Raw genomic sequence first — 19,119 nt, forward strand, 5'->3', positions numbered from 1 at the left:
AGATGACGTCTAAGTAGGGAAAGTTCTACCGCGCTGGGGTCAGGCGCTTGCCGTCGTGGCTTCGGACGTGCGGGCCTTCCTCGTCCAGGGCGTCCAGGAGCCGGACCGCGTAGACCTCGGACATCCGCTCGGTTACTTCCTCGGGCGTGAGCCAGGCAACCGCGGTCGACTCGTCGGAGGTGCGCTCGGTGCCCCCGGAGGGCTTGCAGCGGAAGACCAGGGCGACGATGCCCCGGGTCGTGTTCTTGTAGACGCCGGACAGTTCGTCCACCTCGACGTGGATGCCGGTCTCCTCCAGCACCTCGCGCCTGACGCCCTCTTCTGGTGCCTCGGAGAGCTCTAGGACTCCGCCCGGCAGTTCCCATGTCCCGTTGTTCGCGCGGCGGATCGCCAGTAGTCGGCCGTCCTCGCGCAGCACCGCTCCCGCGACAGACACGGAGTGCAGCGGCGTTGACGTTCTTTGCCGGGACCCGTTACTCATGTACAGGAGCGTAGGAGGAAGAGAAGGACTATGGGAACTGCGGTAGGAGGTGGCAGGGTCGTACCTCGGTACGTGCAGATCGCCGACGAGATTGTGCAGCAGATCAGGGCGGGACTCCTCAAGCCCGGAGAGATGGTGCCGAGTGAGTCTGAGCTGGTCGAGCGCTACGGCGTATCCGGCGGGACGATCCGCAAGGCCATGGTGGAGGTCCGGGCCAGTGGGCTCGTAGATACCCGTGAAGGACCGGCCGCCCGTACGGCAGCGGTCGTCGGACCGGTTCCGCAATTCGCACAAGCGTGGCGGCAAGGCCGCGTACCTGGCTGAGTCTGAGCCGTCGGGCGCAACGGCGAAGGTGAACCTCCTGTACAGCGGCGCCCTGGATGCGCCCGAGGAGATCGCCGAACGGCTCGGCATCGAGGCCGGCACTCAGGTGCTCGCGCGTCGGCGCCTCTCCTTCCGCAACGGGACCCCGTCGAGACAGCTACCTCGTACGTGCCGTGGGACGTGGTGAAGGACATCCCCGAGCTGTTCGCCGAGAACCCCGGCCCCGGCGGCATCTATGCCCGCCTGGAGGATCACGGGCACGAGTTCGCAGAGTTCGTCGAGACCCTGCAAGCGCGTCTCGCCACCAAGGCGGAGGCTTCGGAGCTGGCTCTGAACCCTGGTGCCCCGGTCGTGCACCTCGTCCGGAACGCTGTGACCGAGGAAGGGCGTGTGGTGGAGGTCTGCGACACGCTCATGGCCGCTGACCAGTGTCCACGGACACGCGGACATCCGGGTGAGCGGACATTTGACTTCCTTGCTGGCGGACAGTTCATCTCCCTGCGCGATATGACTTTTCATCCCTCGACTGGCTCAGTGCAGTGGCTTGACGCCCTTGCCCGTGGTTGCCTGGGTGAGCCGGAGGCTGCTGCCCTCGGTCAGGACGATGTGCGCGTGGTGCAGGAGCCGGTCGACGGCGGCCGTGGCGAGCGTCTTGGGCATGATCGAGTCGAATCCCGACGGATGAAGGTTCGACGTCACGATCACCGAGCGCCGTTCATAGGCCGCATCGATCACCCGGTAGAACGCCTCGGCGGCGGCCTGCCCGGACGGCAGCATCCCGATGTCGTCCAGGATGATCAGGTGGCATCGGGTGATCTTTGCGATCGCCTTCGCGACGGAGTTGTCGACGGTCGCCCGGCCGACGTGGGCGGTGAGCGATTCGAGGCTGAACCAGGCGACCTGCTTGCCCCGGTCGATGGCCTTGTGCGCCAGGGCCTCGGCGAAGTGGCTCTTGCCGGTGCCCGACGGGCCGGCGATGGCGAGGTTCTCCGCTCGGTCGATCCACTCCAGTGTCATCAACGCCTGTTGGGTGGGGGTGGGGATGGAGGAGTCCTCCTCCCGCCAGGAGTCGAACGTCTTGCCGGTGGGCAGGTTGGCCGACTTGCGGTGCTGCCGTCTCGTCGCGGCCTCCCGCCCCTTGATCTCCTCCTCCAGCAAAATGCGCAACACCTCCGCCGGGTCCCACCGTTGCGACCTGGCGGTCGCCAGCACGTCCGGGGCCGCCTTGCGGAGATAGGGGAAACGCATCCGCTTCAGCACGGACTCCAGCTCGGCGGGGATCGGCGGCGGGGCCGGTGGGGAGGGAACCGGTGACGGCGGGGCCGGCGCCTCAGCGGTCGGTTCGGTCTTCGGGTCCAGCAACGCGATGCCGGTCATGGCTGCAGATTCCTTTCAGCGGGGCCGCCGTTGCGGCCGAAGTCAGCCCAGGCGGAAGTGCCGGGCTGAACGGAATGGGCCTCGTCAGCGACGACGAGGTCGGCGGGACGGACGCCGGACTTGCGGTGCTGGACGATGGACAGCAGGTCGTCCTCGGCGAACCGGCCGGCGGTCGCGGCCAGTCCGAGGGAGATGTCGACCTCGGCGATGCCGACCAGGGCGGCCAGCTCGACGGCGGCGGCCATCTTCACCCGCATCCGCGTCGTTCCCGCGGCGGCGGCCTCGATCAGCCACGACTTCGCCCCGGGACCGAGCGCGAGGAACGCGGCCTCGGCGTCATCGGCGGGCTTCGGCCGCGGCGGCCTGGGGGAACCGTCCATCTCCTGCGGGTGGTTGGGATAGTGCGCCGGATCGATCACCGGACGTCCGGGCAGGGCGATCTGGTGCCGCGCGACCTCCGCCAGGCCGGCCGGCCCCTGCATCCAGTCGGGCCGGCGGACCAGCCGGGCGAGGTCGACCACGACGACCAGCTCCTCGCCGTCGACGCGGACCCAGGCTTCCTGCCCGACCAGACCGGGCGGGGTGGAATACCGCACCGACCCGAAGCGGACGGTCTGGTCCCGCAGCACCTGCCGCGACTCGCCCAGCGCGAGCGTGTGAGGTTCGACGGGCAGTGGGTGCAGACGGGTTCGCTCGATGTCCAGCATCGACGACGGCGTCTTGGTCGTCTCGCGGTGGATCCGGTTGTTGACCGTCTGGCAGAAGATCGCGCACTCCCCGCGGAGTTCAGCGAAGCTGTCGTACTCCTTGCGCAGATTCGCCGTCGTGGGCACCAGATCCGCCTTCGCGATGCGGACCGTTGCCTCCGATCCGCCTTTGGATTCGGGATCGAAGGGGACGCAGGTGTGAACCTGCATCCCGTAATGCCGTCCCGTCGCGACGATTTCGGGATGCCGGACCGCGACGCCGGCGACCCGGTCCATCGTCACGGTCTTCTCGTTGCCGGTCAGCGCATAGGTCGGCGCCCCGCCGATCGCCCGCAGCGTCGAGTCGATGCACGACACCAAAGTGGGCAGGGTCCGGTCCCAGGTCGGGATCACCACCCGGAACCTCGACCAGGCCAGCCAGGCGCAGAACAGCAGCGTCTCGCGCGGCTCACCGCCGCCGGGACCGGGGACCTTCGGCCCCCAACCCCAGTCGAATTGGAGCCACAGACCGGGCTCGGTGATCCACGGCCGATACGTGCGTCGCTTGCCGGCCCGCCAGGCTTCCTTCGCCTTGGCCACCGCCCGGCGGGTCGTGCGCTCGTCGCCAGTGAACCCCAGCAGCTGCAAACGGTCGTGGAGGGTGTCCGCGCGCACCTTGCCCTCCGAGCGTTCGACCCATTCCTCGATCTTCGGCATGAAGGGGTCGATCATCTTGGGCCGTTTCACCGGTCCCGTGACCGGTCGACCGGTGTCCCTCATCCGTGCGTACCGGCGCACGGTCTTGGGATCGACACCTGCCAGCGCAGCCGCCGAATGCGCACATTCGGTGGCGTCCAGGGCTTCGAAGATTTCCATGATCTCCCTGTCAGACTTCTTCACGGTCCCTCCGGAGGGTTGGCTGCAATGCCCGGCAGCAATGAGCCAACCCCCGGGGGGATCGTCTGTTCGGAACCGACACGAATGGGTCCACGGAGAGGGAGATCAGCTGTCCGCAGGAGGGGAGCTGTCCTGTCCGCCTACAAGGATCTTGCGCTGTCCGCTCTCAACCAGTTCGTTTTCAGCTACCGGATCCCGGCTACCGACTGACGCTCGCTCAACTCATCACAGCCCCGCGGCAATCCCTGCCGCATCAAGGGCGCGGGCAAGGAGTCGTCCGCCGAACGGCAGATCGCCACCGTCGACCAGGTCGACGAGCTCGCCAACGCGACCGGACCCCGCTGGCGGCTGATGGTGTACCTCGGCGCGTACGGACCGATGCGACCGGAGGAACAGGCCGAGCTACGCCGCAAGGATGTCGACCTGGACGCCATGACTATCCGCATCCGTCAGGCAGCCCCCGAGCTGAACACCGGGAAGCGGGCGGAGGGGCCGACCAAGTCCGAAGCAGGCAAGCGTGTCGTGGTCCTGCCGGCTTTTCTGCGGGCCGACCTTCGACGGCATCTCGACTGGTACGCCGAGAAGGGACCTGGCGGACGGCTGTTCGTGGGGGAGAGGGGCAAGCCGTTCCAGCGTTCCACCTTCGGGCGGAAGTGGCACCGGGCCCGCGTGCTCGTCGGCATGCCGGACGGCTTGCGCTTCTACGATCTTCGTCACACCGGTCACACCCTGGCCACCCGGTCAGGGGCCACGCTCAAGGACACGATGGTGCGGGCCGGGCAGTCGTCGGAGAAGGCCGCGCTGATCTATCAGCATTCGGATCTTGAGCGGCAGCAGGAAGTGGCGAGCGGGCTGGATGACCTCGTGCGGGCCGCCCGCAAGAAGGCTGATCAGGGGCCTTCTGGTGCGGATCTGGTGCGCGACGCTTGAACAGGTCCAGACAACAAAGAAGCCCTGGGCTCTTGGCCTGGGCCTTTTTCTTTGGAGCGGGTGACGAGAATCGAACTCGCGCCCTGAGCGAGAACCCTGTGCGGATGTGCTGTTGGTCGGCGGCAGAAGGTGCCCGTAGTGACCGCTGCTTACTCCTTCGAATGGCGCGTAGTGGCACGGGGCTCTCAGGGGAGTGCCCGCGCGGTGCGACTTCGCTCGGGCCACGGGAAGCAGGGGGCGCGGCTTTGGTGCGGGATCTGTGGTCATCGAGACGCTGCAAGCGTGTGACGTTTCTTGGTTAGCGCGCATACGTACATCATTCTGGTACATGGACTATGGTTGGTACATGTCGATGAAGCGCACTAACGTCTACGCCGACCCGGAGGACCTCGCGATCATCAAGGAAGCGGCCAAGCGCCGCGGCATAAGCGAGGCTGAGATCATCAGGCAAGGCATCCATCTCGCCGCGATGGCCAACCGAGTGTGGGACGAGCCACTGTTCTCCCGTACCTTCCCCGGCCCGGGGTGCACCCTTCGTAAAGACGAAGTGCGTGACGCCGTCGCCGATGCCGTCCAGCGCGAGACGGATCCCGGAACCGCCGCGTGATCATCGTCATCGCCGATACGTCCGGCCTGCTGGCCGCCCTTGATTCAACGCACCCAGAGTGCGAGGCGGCCCAGGAAGCGATCATGGCCGCCGGGCTGCTCGTCATGTCTCCGCTGCTGTTGGCCGAACTCGATCACGTGGCTACCCGAGAGCTCGGCCGTGAGGCCGCGATGAGTGCGATCGATGACATCCGGGGCTGGATGCGCCGCGGCCGGGTCTCCGTACCCGAGATCACTGAGGAACGCCTGGGCGTTGCCCAATCTGTCCGTGCCCGCTACCTGGGACTCGATCTCGCTCTGGCTGACGCGGTGAATGTGGCCCTGGCGGCCGACTACGACACCGATGCGATTCTCACCCTGGACCGACGCGACTTTCGTGCCGTCCGCCCTCTCGGCCGCCACAAAGCGTTCCGAGTCCTGCCCGACGACTTGCCCCTCTGACGGGTCCGGGGGGTGCCAACTGATGCTTCCTGTGGGGCTGAAGCCCGCTGGAGAGGCTCCAGAGGGTGCGCTACGCCTGAGCCGCTCCGGACAACAACAAAGCCCCGGGCTCGTGGCCTGGGGCTTTTGTTTGGAGCGGGTGACGAGAATCGAACTCGCGCTCTGAGCTTGGGAAGCAACCGGCACTTGCACGCAAGCTGCGCGCTGACCAGCGGGAATGGTTGGGTGTGCTGCGGTCAGCGGTCGGACGGTGCCCGTGGCAACCGCTGTTCACCCCTACGTATGGCACGTAGTGGCACGAGCGCTGAGAGAGGAGGCGCGCTGGCCGCTCACCGCAAGGCGCATGCCTGCGCGCCGGCTTCGGTAAGCGCGGTTCGCTCCGGCAACCGGTCCGGGAATGGCGGCGGCGGGCGCTTGTGAGGCTCGTGGGCTCGGCGTGCGGCGAGCAGACGCTCTCGTCCGGCCGCTGTGGCTGCCCACCGGGGGACTCCTCGTAGGTGACGGCCAGAACGCGACAACTGCAACGCCCCGGCACCCATGTCGCCGGAACCGCCGAGGGAGCGGGCTGCGCGTGCCGAGGTCATCAGACGCTCGGCCTGCGAACAAGGCGGCCCCCCGTTGAGGTGTACCGCGATGTCGATTGCGCCGGGCTGCGGCTCATCACCTGCGGGGGCACGTACTCCGCGGGCCGGCCTCGCCATCCTCCTTGGAATGACGCGACGTGGTCGTTGGCCGGGGTCCTGCTGAGATCAAGGCATGCGGAGCGGCCCCGGGCTGCCGTGCCGGGATGCCGGGTCCGTATGCCTGGCGTCACTCGTTCGAGTGAACGACCAATCCGGTTGCCGTCCGGCCCCGAAGAGCGAGTGTGACTACTTCACGCGCTTCGTGGCAGCGGCCGGCCTTCGCGGGGCCGGGCGGTTTGCTGGCTGGGTACGCGGCTTTGGCCGTCGCCGAACTGATCGCCGCCATGGTCCGGCCGGAAGCGGGCCCGATCACCGCGGTGGGCGGCGCGGCGATCGACCGCACCCCCGCTCCGGTCAAGGACTGGGCCATCCGCACGTTCGGTGAGGACGACAAGGTCGTACTCCAGCTGGGCATCATTGCCATGCTGGGCCTGCTGGCCATCGCGCTGGGCCTGGTGGCCCTTCGCCACCGGCGCCTCGGTGCCGCGGGCGTGCTCGTGTTCGGGGTGGTCGGTGCTCTCGCCGCCACGAGCCGCCCGGACTCCGCCTCCCTCACCGACGGGCTGCCGTCCTTGGCAGGTGCGCTCGCGGGTGCCGGAGCGCTCTACTGGCTGGTCGGACGCCTCGTGCCCCGCACCGTCGCGGAGCCGTCCGGCGCATCGCCGGAGCCCGGCTGGGACCGGCGGGGTTTTCTTCTGTCCGCCGCCGTGGTGGCAGCGGCGTCCACCGGCGCCGGTGCTCTTGGGCGGGCTCTGGGCGGGACACGGACGCGGGGTGCCGTCGCCTCGCGGGAGGCCGTGGTCCTGCCACGGCCTGCTTCACCGGCCGCGCCGGTGCCAAGGGGCGCGCAGCTGCGCGTCGCGGGTCTGAGCCCGTTCGTCACGCCGAACAAAGACTTCTACCGTGTCGATACGGCCTTGGTCGTACCCAAGGTCGACGCCGGCCGCTGGCAGCTGCGCGTCCACGGCCGAGGCGTCCGCAGGCCACTCACGCTCACCTTCCAGGACCTGCTGGGGCGGGAGCTGATCGAGCGGGACATCACGCTGGCCTGCGTCTCGAACGAGGTCGGTGGCCCCTACGTCGGAAACGCCCGTTGGATCGGCGTACGCCTCTCCGACGTGCTCGAAGAGGCCGGCGTGAGGCCGCCGTCACGCGGCGGCCCGGCCGACCAGCTGGTGGCCCGCTCCGTGGACGGCATGACGCTCGGTACCCCGGTCGAAGACGTCATGGACGGCCGCGACGCACTGCTCGCCCTCGGCATGAACGGCGAACCGCTGCCCTTCGACCACGGTTTCCCCGTCCGCATGGTGGTGCCCGGTCTGTACGGCTACGTATCGGCCTGCAAGTGGATCGAGGACATCGAACTCACCACGTTCGACGCCTACGACCCGTACTGGGTGAAGCGGAAATGGGCTCGTAAGGCACCCATCAAGACACAGTCGCGGATCGACACGCCCAAGCCGTTCGCCCGACCCACAGCCGGAACCGTCGTGGTCGCCGGCGTCGCCTGGGCCCAGCACCGCGGCATCGACCGAGTAGAGGTACGCGTCGACGACGGTCCCTGGCAGACGGCCGACCTCGCGACCGAGGACACCGCCGACACGTGGCGTCAGTGGTCCTACCGCTGGGCGGCCACCCCCGGCACCCACACCCTCACCGTCCGCGCCACCGACCGCACCGGCCAGGTGCAGACCGAGAGGCGCACCCGCACCATCCCCGACGGAGCCAGCGGTCGGCATTCGGTGGTGGTCAGCGTGGACTAGACCGTCGAACCGCACACACATCCGTGCTCAACCCTTACACGCCAGGAGATCCTCATGAACACACTGCGCATCCGCCGAGTTGCCGTCGCCGTGGCCGCTGCCGCCGCACTTCCTCTGGGCCTGGCCGCCTGCTCGGACGATCCCGCCACCTCCACCTCGGACGCCGCCTCCACCACTGCCCCCGAGGAGGGACAGAGCCAGGCATCCGACGACATCACAGCGACGGACAAGCCGTTCGGTTCGGCGTGTGCGTCGGTGCCGAAGGAGGGTGCGGGGTCGTTCGAGGGGATGGGGAAGGATCCGGTGGCGACGGCCGCGTCGAACAATCCGGCTCTGTCCACGCTGGTGAGCGCGGTGAAGAAGGCCGGTCTGGTCGACACGCTGAACAACGCGCAGAACATCACCGTGTTCGCGCCGACGAACGACGCGTTCGCGAAGATCCCGGAGGCGGATCTGGACAAGGTGCTGAACGACAAGGTGACGCTGACGAAGATCCTCACGTATCACGTGGTGGGGCAGAAGCTGACGCCGAAGCAGCTGGAGAGCGGCTCGTTCGAGACGCTTCAGAAGGGGACTTTGACCACGTCGGGGTCGGGTGAGTCGTACGAGGTGAACGGCACCTCCAACGTGGTGTGCGGCAATGTGCCCACCGCGAACGCCACCGTGTACATCGTCGACACCGTCCTCATGCCCCCGAGGTAACCGCGGAAGCAGCCGCGGACACTGCGAGGGCGGGACGACCGGCAGTGGTCGTCCCGCCCTCGCACCGGGCCGACCGGAGACGGTCGGCATCCTGCCATGAACCCCGCCGACTACCCGGCGGGGTTCATGGATGTCTCGGGGTCGGCACCGGGCCGTCGGTCAGGTGGGGAGGCCGAGGAGGGCCAGCGGAGCGCTCGTGGGCCGAGGTGAGCCGGTGCTCGGCTCGACCGTGACGCCCACACCCTTGGCGGCGCCGACGTCTCCTTCCAACATCCGGCCGCCGTCGTGCGCGACGAGGCCGGCCGGCCTCATCTTCCCACCGTCGTCGAACCACAACTGGTAGGTCTTGCCCTGCGGAAGCTCAGGCAGCCCGGAGGCCAGGAAGACAGCGCTGTTCTCACCGCGGGAGACGATCACTGTGGCTCTGGCCCCGCCCTTGACGTTTCCGGTGACGGTCCGGGCATCGGGAGCCGACAGGACGCGGGCCATGCCGGCCGTCTCCGCCCGGGCCTGCTCGGCACGCTGGTCGGCCTGCCGCGCTTCCTGGTACTGCCAGGCGGCCACCCCGCCGAAACCGGTGGCCCCGGCGAGGCAGGCGGCCAGAACCAGCCTCGGCAGGTACCCGCGGCGACCGGCGACCGCCCGCTGGGGCATGCCGTGGCCTGCCCGCACCTGTGGAGGGAGCTGGCGGACGGTCCGGATCCGTTCCAGGACCTGCCTCTTCAGCGCCTCGGGCGGCGCGGCCGACACGGCCGTTCCCAGCCGGGCTGCGGTGGCCTTCAGCTCTCTTACTTCCTGGGCACACGCGGGGCAGCCGCGCAGGTGGTGTTCGAAGGCTTCCCGCTCGTCATCGGGCAGCGCGTCGAGGGCGTACGCGCCGGTGGGGGCGTGCATGTGGTCCTCGCTCATGCGTTCACTCCCATGCAGTCACGTAGCCGGATCAGTCCGTCGCGCAGCCGTGTCTTGACCGTCCCCAAGGGCGCCGACAAGGAGGCGGCGACCTCCCGATAGGTGTAGCCCTGGTAGTAGGCGAGTGTCACGGCCTGCCGCTGGAGATCGGTCAGGGTCCGCAGACAGCGCCGTACCTGTTCACTCTCCAGCCGCACGGTGACCTCCTCGCTGACCTGGTCGTAGGGGGGTGTCTGGTCGCGGCGCGCGGTGCGCTGCTCGCGGTCCGTGGCCGCCTGCTCGGAGCGGACCCGGTCCACCGCGCGACGGTGGGCCATCGTCATCACCCACGTCATCACGCTGCCCTGTTCCGGGCGGAACCGGGTCGCTGTCCGCCATACCTCGACCATGACCTCCTGCGCGACTTCCTCCGACTGCGAGGGGTCGCGCAGCACCTTCAGCACGAGCCCGAACACGGGACCGGCGATGGAGTCGTACAGGGTGGCGAAGGCGTCCTGATCACCATCGGCGACGCGCGCGACGACGTCGGACAAGCCGGCGCGGCCGCTCTGCGGCACGCCACGGGCGCGTGCGAATTCCTTCATCGCGCACCACCGCGGCGGCGGCCGGAGCCGACGTGGTGAGGCAGCGTTCCTTGGTCGCCCATACGCAACTCTCCCCGTTCTACAGGTGAGCGAAATGCCACCTTCGGTTGCTTCCGTCATTGGTTCGTAGCCGCCGGCCGTGCGGATGGGTGGGACCCGTCACACGACACGAGGAAAAAGGCCCTGACGACCAATCCGTGCCGGCGGTCGCGACGAATGCAGGCCGTGAGGGAAGCGATACGGCCTCGGGAGCCAGTGGAGGCCTCGGGCCGTATCCGCCGACAACCCTCTGCCGGTGCACCTGACGGTGCCCGTCTCTTCGAAGGAGACCGATACATGTTCCGCATCCGCTCGCGTCGTGCCCTGTCCGCAGTCACCGTGGCCGCAGCTCTGCCTCTCGTCCTCACCGCCTGCGGCATGAACGACGCCGACGCCGGCAGTGACAAGTCCTCCAGCCCTTCGGCCGCGCAGGACAGCCCCGCGCAGGACGACACGGCGAACACGCAGGCGTCGGGGCCGTTCGGTTCGGCGTGTGCGTCGGTGCCGAAGGAGGGTGCGGGGTCGTTCGAGGGGATGGGGAAGGATCCGGTGGCGACGGCCGCGTCGAACAATCCGGCTCTGTCCACGCTGGTGAGCGCGGTGAAGAAGGCCGGTCTGGTCGACACGCTGAACAACGCGCAGAACATCACCGTGTTCGCGCCGACGAACGACGCGTTCGCGAAGATCCCGGAGGCGGATCTGGACAAGGTGCTGAACGACAAGGCGACGCTGACGAAGATCCTCACGTATCACGTGGTGGGGCAGAAGCTGACGCCGAAGCAGCTGGAGAGCGGCTCGTTCGAGACGCTTCAGAAGGGGACTTTGACCACGTCGGGGTCGGGTGAGTCGTACGAGGTGAACGGCACCTCCAACGTGGTGTGCGGCAATGTGCCCACCGCGAACGCCACCGTGTACATCGTCGACACCGTCCTCATGCCCCCGAGGTAACCGCAGGAGCGGGTAGGGGGCTCGGGCTTCCGCCCGAGCCCCCTACCGCGCCCGCCGGTCACGTGGAAGGTCGGGTTCCGGAAGCCGATGACATCGACTGAGTCGCCGCAGGCGTTGAGGGGTACGTGCACCGGCACCTGGACGACGTTGCCCGACAGTACGCCGGGCGATCCGCCGTGACTGCCTCGGCGCCGCTGCCGGCCGACGCCGGTGAGGCAGCGGGGCCGGCCAGGCGGGCGTGCGCACCGTGATTCACTCGGTCGCGCGACACCCAGCACTCGGCCCCCGGCACTCGGCCCCAGCACTGTCGGTCGACCCATCCGGAATGGGGTCGGTGACGAATCAGAGGCATGAAAGTCCTCGTGCCCGTTGTACCGGCCCCCGGGAGCTGCCGCTCTCCCGCTTCGACGGCGAACACAGTTGCCGGAGCACGAGCCGCCATCGGCCGTTGCCTGGCTGACTGGCGTCTGGAGAGCCTCACCGGTGACGTACTGCTGGTCATGACAGAGATGTTGTCCAATGCCGTGCGTCATGGCACTCCGCCGTGGGGTGTGCGCATGTGGCTCTTCTGCGGTGACGAAGGGCCGTGGTACGTGCGGCTGGAGGTCGATGACGCCGGGCCCGGCATCGACATCGACGTCGTACGCGCTCGATGGCGTCACCCCTCCGGCTTCCTCGCCGAGGGCGGTCGCGGCTTGCTCATGGTCGACGCCCTGGCGTCGTCCTGGGGCGACGAACCCTCCAGCCACGGGCACACGATGTGGGCCCAATTGGAAGCCAGGCCAGGCTCTGCCAAGGGATAGCGGACGGCCGCACACGTCCGCGGAATCGCGCGCCGTGACCAATCCGGCCCGGGACGGGCTTCGAATCACCCTCGTAGCTCGCGCGACACGCGCTATGAGGCGGCCCGAGGCGAGGGGTGGAGCGATGAAGCGGCGAAGCGTGGCTGTCGTGGGCGGAGGCGTGGCAGGTCTGACTGCCGCCTACGTACTGCAACGGGCCTGCGATGTCACGTTGTACGAGGCGGACGCCAGGCTCGGCGGACACGCCCACACACACGAGCCGACCACGGCCGGCGGGCGGCTGCTCCGGGTGGACAGCGGCTTCATCGTGCACAACGAGCGGACCTACCCGATGCTGCTACGGCTGTTCGCGGAGCTGGGCGTGACCACCCAGGAGGCCGAGATGAGAATGTCGGTGCGGTGCGGTGCGAGGGCTGCGGACTGGAGTATGCCGGAGCACGAGGTCTCGCCGGCCTGTTCACCGGAAGGGCGGCGCTACGCGGCCGGTACCTCCGGATGCTCGCGGAGGTGCCCGTCTTTCACCGAGCGGCCCGCCGTCTTCTCGTCGGCCGTGGCGAATCGACGTACACACTGGGCCGGTTCCTGCACGAGGGCGGGTACTCCCCCTATTTATTTCAACGCGCACTTCGTCACTCCGCTCGTCTCAGCGGTCTGGTCCTGCCCACCGGAGACCGCGCTGCGTTACCCCGCCCGGTACCTGTTCCGCTTCCTGGACCACCACGGCCTGCTGACGGTCACCGGCTCGCCGCAGTGGAAGACGGTGACCGGTGGCTCGAAGGAGTACGTCGACCGGGTCGCCAAGGAGATCAGCACCGTACGCGTCGCCACCCCCCGTGCGCAGAGTGCAGCGGTTCACCGATCGCGCGCGCGTAGTGACCGCCGACGGTGACGCCCAGGAACACGACGCTGTCGTGATCGGCGTCCGTCCCGATCAGGCGCTGCGCATCCTGACCGACCCGACCGACGACGAGCGGCGGGTCCTGGGCGCGTTCGAGTACTCCCGTAATCCGACGGTTCTGCACAGCGACACCGCCCTGCTGCCGCGCTCCGCGCGGGCACGGGCGTGGTGGAACTACTTCATGCCCTCCTGCGGGGCCGCGTCCGACGCCGTTCACGTCAGCTACGACATGACCCGCCTGCAGCGACTGGGGACGGCGGACGATTTCGTCGTCACGCTCAATGCCGACGGACGGGTGGACCCCGGCAAGGTCCTCGCGCGGATGGTGTACGAGCACCCCGTCTACACACCGGCGTCCGTCGTGGCCCAGCGGCATCTGACCCGGATCAACACGGGGGTGACCGCGTACGCGGGCGTCTACCACGGGTGGGGTTTTCACGAGGACGGCTGCCGTTCGGGTGTCGAAGCGGCAGCGGCTCTCGGCGTGCGGTGGTGACGCCGCGGATGAGCGGTTGGGGCGGTGACCTGGCAGAACGGCTGGTCTGGCGACTGTGCGGCTCCGCCGCTCTCCCCGTGATTCCCCTTGTTCCCCGCTCGATCTGGTGCGGTGGTGGTGCGCTGCTCGTCGACGTCAATGGCCAGTGTGTGTGTGGGGGGCACCGTCAGGAGCTCGAATTACTCAATGAGCGAGTCAACCCACGGTCCCACCGGCCCGACCATGCCCTACAAGGCTGGCCTCGACTCGATCGAGTCGAGGCCAGAAACCGAGACGTTCAGCAGTCTTCTAGAACAGGCCCTTGTAGCCCTGCCACCCCGTGGTGATCTGCGTGCGCGAGGTGAATGATCCGTTCCCCTTGCCGTCGTTGCGGTAGAGGTTCCCGGAGGTGTCGCGGACGACCAGGTCACCCTTGCCGTCCCCGGTGATGTCGCCGACACCCACCATCGCGTTGTACGTCTTGCCCCAGGACGTGAAGACGGTGACCCGGTCCTTGAACTGACCCCCGCCCGTGCCGTCGTAGCGGAAGAGCGTGCCGTCGCTGCGGCGGGCGAGCAGGTCGCCGAAGCCGTCGCCGTTGAGGTCGCCGACGCCGGTGATGTGGGTGTACGTGGTCCACGCCGAGCGGATCTTCACCCGGCTCTTGAAGCCGCCGGAGCCGTTGTCGGCGTACAGGTAGATGTCGCCCGTGGAGGCTTGTCGCGCGATCAGGTCCGTACGGCCGTCGCCGGTGAGGTCGCCGGGCGCGGTCAGCACGTTGTACTGCTGCCAGCCGGTGCTCACTGCCGCGTAGTTGCCGCTGGGGCTGTAGCCGCCGCCCGCGCACTTGCCCGTGTAGCGGCGCAGGCTGCCGTCGGGCATGCGGACCAGGAGGTCGTTGCAGCGGTCCCCGGTCAGGTCTCCGAAGGGCACGGCGTAGGTGCCCGCGGGCCAGCCGGAGCCGGACGCCTTGCTGCCGAAGGCGCCTTTGCCGTCACCGTAGTGGGTGGTGAGGTAGCCGGAGGAGTCGAGCGTCATCAGGTCGCCCGCGCCGCCGTTGAGGTCGTGGTGGCCGCGTGCGCCGCCGGCCAGCGTGATGCGTCCGGTGAGCTGTAGGGCCGCGCTCTGGCCGTCCTTCGGCGCCGCGGTCAGCGTCCAGGTGTACGTCCCGTCGGTCGCGTACGTGGTGCCGGAGACCTTGCCGTCCCAGGCGGCGGTCAGCGCGGCGCCGCGGGTGGTGGCGTCGAGCGTCCGCACAGTACGGCCCGTCCTGTCCTTGATCACGACCTGTGCGCCGGATGCCGCGGGCTTGGACAGCTGCCAGGAGCCGTCCCAGCGGGCGTCCGTCGTGGACTTCAGGTAGACGGAGGTGTCGGGGTGCGACTCGATCTTGGCGAGCGGGGACGTGGGCAGACCGGTGGACTGGGCGTGCACGACGCCCGTGGCCGTGTCCAGCCAAGCGACGCCGCCGCCGAACCGGTCGGCCGTGATCTTCCCGGTGGTACCGGGCAGATCGGCCAGGTCGCGGGTGTCACCGACGGTGCCGGTGTGGAGGTCGGTCAGGCGGACCTTCCCGGCGTCCTTGTCGAGGCTGAGCAGATAACCGTCGCCCAGCTCACCCGCGGCGGGAAGGCCGGTCTTCTGCTTCGTCGTACGGTCGTAGAGCCCGGAGCCGGAGGTGCAGTCCCAGGCGACCCAGCGGCCCACGGCCTGGAGCCGGGTCGGCGTGCAGCCGATGTCGACGGTGTCGACGGTCTCCTTGGACTTGAGATCGACGGCCTTGATGGTGCCGTCGCTGTCGCCCACCGTCCACAGCCTGGTGCCCCACACGGCGCTTCCGCCGCCCACCCGCTCGGAGATGATCTTCGGCCCGCCGGTCGCCGCCATGTCCGCCACGTACTGGTGGTCGCCGGAGCCGGTGCCCTGTCCGAAGACGACATAGCGGCCGGACGCGGAGAGCACCTTGTGGCCGTATGTCGTGGGAAAGCCGTTGGCGTCGTTGGTGGGCAGCGGCAGGGACAGCGTGTCCTGCGCCGAGGAGCGCACCTCGAGGTGTGTCTTCGAGGTGCTGTACGCGTAGTTGACCTTGTACGCGAAGCGGCCGTCGCCGGTGCCGACGGGGAGGGTGTTCGCGTATCGGCGTACGTCGCTCGCGTCGTCCGTCGCCGCGGGCTCCTGGAGCACCGAGCGGTCGCCCGCGGACGGGCTGTCGCCGAGGTCGAGGGTGCGCTTGAAGATTGAGGGGTAGGAGTTGGTGTCCCACTCGGTGGTCGCCAGCACTCCGGTGGACAGGGCGAGTTCACGCAGCTGTCCGGCGCGTGCGGGCAGCGCGCGCAGCGTGCTGAGGCCGATCAGGCCGTCGGCGTCGACCGTGGCCTTGCGTACCGCCCAGTGGCCCGCGTCCGCGCCGCCCGTCACCAGGACGCCGCCGTCGGACGCCGCCGCCATGGACAGGGCCGCGTGCGGCAGCAGGGTCTTGGCGTCGCCGCCGCCGATGGGCAGCGCCCGCAGCTCCCCGCCCTGGCGCAGCTGGTACTCGTCGCCGGGTTGCTGCGGCGAATAGCCGGTGGTGGCGAGGACGTAGTCGCCGAGCACCGCCACGTTGGCCGGGTACTCGCGGCTGCCCGCCACGTCGACCGTCGTCTCGGCGCCGTCGAGCGTGTCCCGGCGCAGCAGATGCACCTTGTCGTCGCCGTACTCGCTGTCGTACCAGCCCACGTACTTGTCGGAGAGCGCGACTTGCAGTTGCGCGCTCGCCCACGCGGCTGGGAAGGCCAGGGTCGCGCGCCCGGCGTCCAGGTCGACGAGCGTGATCTGCTGGCCACCGGTGATGGGGGTGCGCAGGGCGATGGTGTGCCCGTCGGCGCCGACCGGCCACGCGGACGCGGGCACGGCACCGGTCACTGTGGTGTCCGTGAGCTCGCCGCCGTTCGGCTTGCGCAGCACGTGCAGCGCCTCGATGCCGCCGGTGTCCTTCGAGGTGGCGGTGAGGACGGCGCCGCCCGTGGCACCGAGGTAGATGTGCCCGTCGGGCAGCGTGAACGTCGTCGACGTACCCGCCTTCAGGTCCTTCAGCTCGACCGTGCGGGACGCCTTCGTATACAGGGCGACGACGTCCGAGGCCGAGCCATCCACCCGCACACCGGAATCGGCGGGGTCGGAGCCGACGGCCTGCGCGTCGCCGCTCTGCGGGATCCACCGGTAGCCGCTCATGGGGCCGAAGCCGGTGTTGTAGGCGTCGCCCTCCTGCTCCTCCCTGGTGAGGAAGCCCGAGGCGCCCGCATCATGCACGGTGTTCTTCAGCGGTGCGAACCGATCGGGGACCGGAATCGTCAGGGGCGTGGGCTCGGCTTGGGCTCCCTGCAGGAGCAACGGGGTGGCACCGCCGGCGACCGCGAGGGCGGCGGCAGTGGCGATGCCCGTGCGTATGAACGTGCGTCTACGGCCAGGCGAGTGTCGTCCTGTCACGCATACCTCCAACTGACTGGTGAGGAGGAGGCAGCTCAACGCGGACGCACACGGACACGCGCAAGCGGTGCATATCGACGTGGCGCGATGCGGAACAGGCCTCCAACAAGCGCCGAAAGGTAACACAGGACATACACGGGATTCGAACGTACTCACGAATCTCTCGTTAGTGGGCGAAACGGAAAACGGATAGGGCCCGGATGATCGAACTCGTCCGGGTCTTCCCTGGGATGGAGCCTGCCAGGTCTGAGGCCTTCCGGATCTGGTGTCAGCCCGCGCAGAGTCGTCGATCGCCCCACTTACCCCTGATCTCGGCCGGTGGGCCAAGTGACCGCCCGCCCCCAGCACCGCCCTGTGACGCGTCGCCCAGTTGGTCAAGGTCCAGCGAGCTCGGTGCAAGCGGCCGGACCCGTGGTCGGTCGAGGAGGCGTGCACCTTCCTGGAGAACGCGCGGACCTGGCGGGGCTAGCTGTACGGCGCGTATGTCCTGATCCTGTCCTTGGCCTACGCAAGGGTGAGATTCTGGGCCTCACCTGGTCTGACGTGAACCTGGACACGGGAGAGCTCCGCATCCGTCACCAGCTTCAGAGGGTCCGTCGGCGCCTCCTTGCACACCGACACGGCCAAGAGACGCCTTCGAGGCGGTGCTACCGCTGCCGGACAGCCTCAGAGGCCCATTCGCGATCATGCGAATGGGCCCGGCTACGAGATGAACTCCTCTGCGGTTTGGCGCATTGAAAACCGCAAGCGCCGCATCAATGTGGACGAAGCCATCGGCTTTGCCGAGGTCTTCGGCGTCTCACTGCGCAACCTGGTCGGTCCCCCTCGGCTCGCGGCCATGGCCCGCGCCATGGAATTCATCGACGATGTCGTCGACGCGTTCCGGCAGACGCAGCGCGCCAACGCCGCCTTCACACAGGCGCGCGACGCCCTCGACGCCTACCTCGTCGAGCACCCCGACATCCGGGAGGAGGCCGATGTCACGGTCTCCAACGCCATGGCGGAAGCGGCCAGCAGCCACCTCGGAGGAGCAGGCTGCACTGCGGCGGCCGACCGTCACGCTCGAACCACTCGCGGTCAAGGTCAGTGACGCCGCACCCGAACTGACCACCGGCTGCCGCGTAGAAGGCCACACAAAGTCCGCCGCCGGCGAGCGCACCATCTACCTTCCCGCCTTCCTCTACATGGAGGTGAAGCGGCACCTGGACTGGTTCGCCGAGAAGGGCCCCGATGGGCTGCAGTTCGTCGGGGAGAAGGGGGCGGCGTTTCGCCGCTCGACCTTCGGCCGCAAGTGGCGCCGCGCCCGCGCCGAGGCTGCCCTGCCCTGCCGGACGACTTCCGCTTCTACGACCTCCGCCACACCGGCCACACCCTGTCCACCCAGTCCTGCGCCACCCTCAAGGACACAATGGTCCGCGCCGGTCAGTCGTCGGAGAAGGCCGCGCTGATCTACCAGCACTCCGACGGCGAGCGGCAGCAGGAAGTCGAGGAGGGCATCGACGCGAGGGTGCGCGCCGCACGCCACAAGAACGCGTCCCGGCAACAGGTCGCGCGGGAAGCCTGACCGCTATGGGCGGGGTGCTGCGTCGTCCGGCGCCGCAAGCCGGCGACTGATCAGGGTCAGTGACCCAAGGCCCCGGATCCGCCTTGCAGCGGGTCCGGGGCCCTCGGGTCCTCCATAAGTGGAGCCGTCGTCCGCTGGGCGGGCGGGCCAGGAGGCGGACGTTGCCGCCCTTCCAGGGCGACATGAAATCGGCCCGCTGGCGAGCCCATCAGTCGCGCGGGGCGTCCCCCAGCCAACCGCCGTGTTGCTTCCGCGAATTCACAGACCCACGCCCATCTGGTGACGTAGATCACAGAAAGCGCGTCTCGTCATTTGAGACAGTTGCAGCCTCAGGCTCGCGCGTGGAGCGTCGGCGGCTCTCTGGGCAGGTGATTTCGGCGAGTTAGGGCACGCGGAGGGCGCGACGGCTCTGGGGGGTCTGGACAACAAGGAAGCCCCAGGTCTCTGACCTGGGGCTTTTCTGTGGAGCGGGTGACGAGAATCGAACTCGCGCTCTGAGCTTGGGAAGCTCATGTTCTACCATTAAACTACACCCGCGTAG

Annotated in this window: 13 protein-coding genes, 1 tRNA gene and 5 pseudogenes; 11 read left to right on the forward strand and 8 right to left on the reverse strand. The window is 68.7% G+C overall.

Annotated features, from left to right (window positions below; translation table 11 throughout):
- Positions 1–25: 25 nt before the first annotated feature.
- A complete protein-coding gene (locus tag J7E91_RS21640; protein WP_214907337.1) occupies positions 26–481 on the reverse strand; it encodes an NUDIX hydrolase in 456 nt (151 codons plus the stop codon).
- Between the two features lie 30 nt (positions 482–511).
- On the opposite strand from J7E91_RS21640, the pseudogene J7E91_RS21645 reads away from it, so the two are divergent.
- Positions 512–1,234, forward strand: a pseudogene (locus tag J7E91_RS21645) (GntR family transcriptional regulator); the annotation flags it as partial.
- Between the two features lie 102 nt (positions 1,235–1,336).
- Here J7E91_RS21645 and istB read toward each other — a convergent pair.
- Together istB and istA are read right to left on the reverse strand one after the other, a co-directional pair.
- Positions 1,337–2,182, reverse strand: coding sequence for an IS21-like element helper ATPase IstB (gene istB, locus J7E91_RS21650; protein WP_214907339.1), 846 nt, complete (start codon positions 2,180–2,182; stop codon positions 1,337–1,339).
- Positions 2,179–3,744, reverse strand: coding sequence for an IS21 family transposase (istA, locus tag J7E91_RS21655; protein ID WP_214907392.1), 1,566 nt, complete (start codon positions 3,742–3,744; stop codon positions 2,179–2,181). Before istA ends, istB begins: the two co-directional genes overlap by 4 nt.
- A 255-nt stretch (positions 3,745–3,999) precedes the next feature.
- Here istA and J7E91_RS21660 point away from each other — a divergent pair.
- From J7E91_RS21660 to J7E91_RS21680, 5 genes and pseudogenes are all read left to right on the forward strand, one after another.
- Positions 4,000–4,695 (forward strand): annotated as a pseudogene (locus J7E91_RS21660) (tyrosine-type recombinase/integrase); the annotation flags it as partial.
- Between the two features lie 346 nt (positions 4,696–5,041).
- Positions 5,042–5,302 (forward strand): CopG family transcriptional regulator, encoded by a 261-nt coding sequence (locus J7E91_RS21665; RefSeq protein WP_214907341.1) that lies wholly within the window; start codon positions 5,042–5,044, stop codon positions 5,300–5,302.
- On the forward strand, positions 5,299–5,742 hold the full coding sequence (locus J7E91_RS21670) for a PIN domain-containing protein (RefSeq protein WP_214907343.1): 444 nt from the start codon (positions 5,299–5,301) through the stop codon (positions 5,740–5,742). The genes J7E91_RS21665 and J7E91_RS21670 overlap by 4 nt, the downstream gene beginning before the upstream one ends.
- A gap of 865 nt (positions 5,743–6,607) precedes the next feature.
- Positions 6,608–8,188 (forward strand): molybdopterin-dependent oxidoreductase, encoded by a 1,581-nt coding sequence (locus J7E91_RS21675; RefSeq protein ID WP_308376881.1) that lies wholly within the window; start codon positions 6,608–6,610, stop codon positions 8,186–8,188.
- Between the two features lie 54 nt (positions 8,189–8,242).
- Positions 8,243–8,890: a fasciclin domain-containing protein gene (locus J7E91_RS21680; protein ID WP_214907345.1), complete on the forward strand. Its 648-nt coding sequence runs from the start codon at positions 8,243–8,245 to the stop codon at positions 8,888–8,890.
- Between the two features lie 159 nt (positions 8,891–9,049).
- On the opposite strand, the gene J7E91_RS21685 is transcribed toward J7E91_RS21680, so the two are convergent.
- Complete coding sequence (locus J7E91_RS21685) at positions 9,050–9,799, reverse strand: anti-sigma factor domain-containing protein (protein WP_214907347.1); 750 nt, start codon at positions 9,797–9,799, stop codon at positions 9,050–9,052.
- Positions 9,796–10,383, reverse strand: a complete 588-nt coding sequence (locus J7E91_RS21690) for a sigma-70 family RNA polymerase sigma factor (RefSeq protein ID WP_214907349.1) — start codon at positions 10,381–10,383, stop codon at positions 9,796–9,798. Before J7E91_RS21690 ends, J7E91_RS21685 begins: the two co-directional genes overlap by 4 nt.
- Before the next feature lie 336 nt (positions 10,384–10,719).
- Here J7E91_RS21690 and J7E91_RS21695 point away from each other — a divergent pair, with 336 nt between their 5' ends.
- Positions 10,720–11,370, forward strand: a complete 651-nt coding sequence (locus J7E91_RS21695) for a fasciclin domain-containing protein (protein WP_214907351.1) — start codon at positions 10,720–10,722, stop codon at positions 11,368–11,370.
- A 122-nt stretch (positions 11,371–11,492) separates the two neighbouring features.
- Here the strand turns inward: J7E91_RS21695 and J7E91_RS21700 are convergent.
- Positions 11,493–11,690 (reverse strand): annotated as a pseudogene (locus tag J7E91_RS21700) (chaplin family protein); the annotation flags it as partial.
- A 30-nt stretch (positions 11,691–11,720) separates the two neighbouring features.
- Here J7E91_RS21700 and J7E91_RS21705 point away from each other — a divergent pair.
- Together J7E91_RS21705 and J7E91_RS21710 are read left to right on the forward strand one after the other, a co-directional pair.
- On the forward strand, positions 11,721–12,173 hold the full coding sequence (locus J7E91_RS21705; protein ID WP_251016056.1) for an ATP-binding protein: 453 nt from the start codon (positions 11,721–11,723) through the stop codon (positions 12,171–12,173).
- Positions 12,174–12,267: 94 nt separating this feature from the next.
- A pseudogene (locus J7E91_RS21710) lies at positions 12,268–13,567 on the forward strand (NAD(P)/FAD-dependent oxidoreductase).
- Positions 13,568–13,855: 288 nt separating this feature from the next.
- Here J7E91_RS21710 and J7E91_RS37080 read toward each other — a convergent pair.
- Positions 13,856–17,014, reverse strand: a complete 3,159-nt coding sequence (locus J7E91_RS37080; protein ID WP_214907355.1) for an FG-GAP-like repeat-containing protein — start codon at positions 17,012–17,014, stop codon at positions 13,856–13,858.
- A 607-nt stretch (positions 17,015–17,621) separates the two neighbouring features.
- Between J7E91_RS37080 and J7E91_RS21720 the strand changes: the two genes are divergently transcribed.
- Together J7E91_RS21720 and J7E91_RS21725 are read left to right on the forward strand one after the other, a co-directional pair.
- Positions 17,622–18,104, forward strand: coding sequence for a transcriptional regulator (locus J7E91_RS21720; protein WP_374224755.1), 483 nt, complete (start codon positions 17,622–17,624; stop codon positions 18,102–18,104).
- A pseudogene (locus tag J7E91_RS21725) lies at positions 18,040–18,578 on the forward strand (site-specific integrase); the annotation flags it as partial. The gene J7E91_RS21720 and the pseudogene J7E91_RS21725, both read left to right, overlap by 65 nt.
- Positions 18,579–19,041: 463 nt before the next feature.
- On the opposite strand, the gene J7E91_RS21730 reads toward J7E91_RS21725, so the two are convergent.
- Positions 19,042–19,115: transfer RNA gene (locus tag J7E91_RS21730), tRNA-Gly, on the reverse strand.
- Positions 19,116–19,119 lie beyond the last annotated feature (4 nt).

The sequence above is a fragment of the Streptomyces sp. ISL-99 genome, assembly GCF_018614005.1.
Taxonomy (GTDB): Bacteria; Actinomycetota; Actinomycetes; order Streptomycetales; family Streptomycetaceae; genus Streptomyces; species Streptomyces flavidovirens.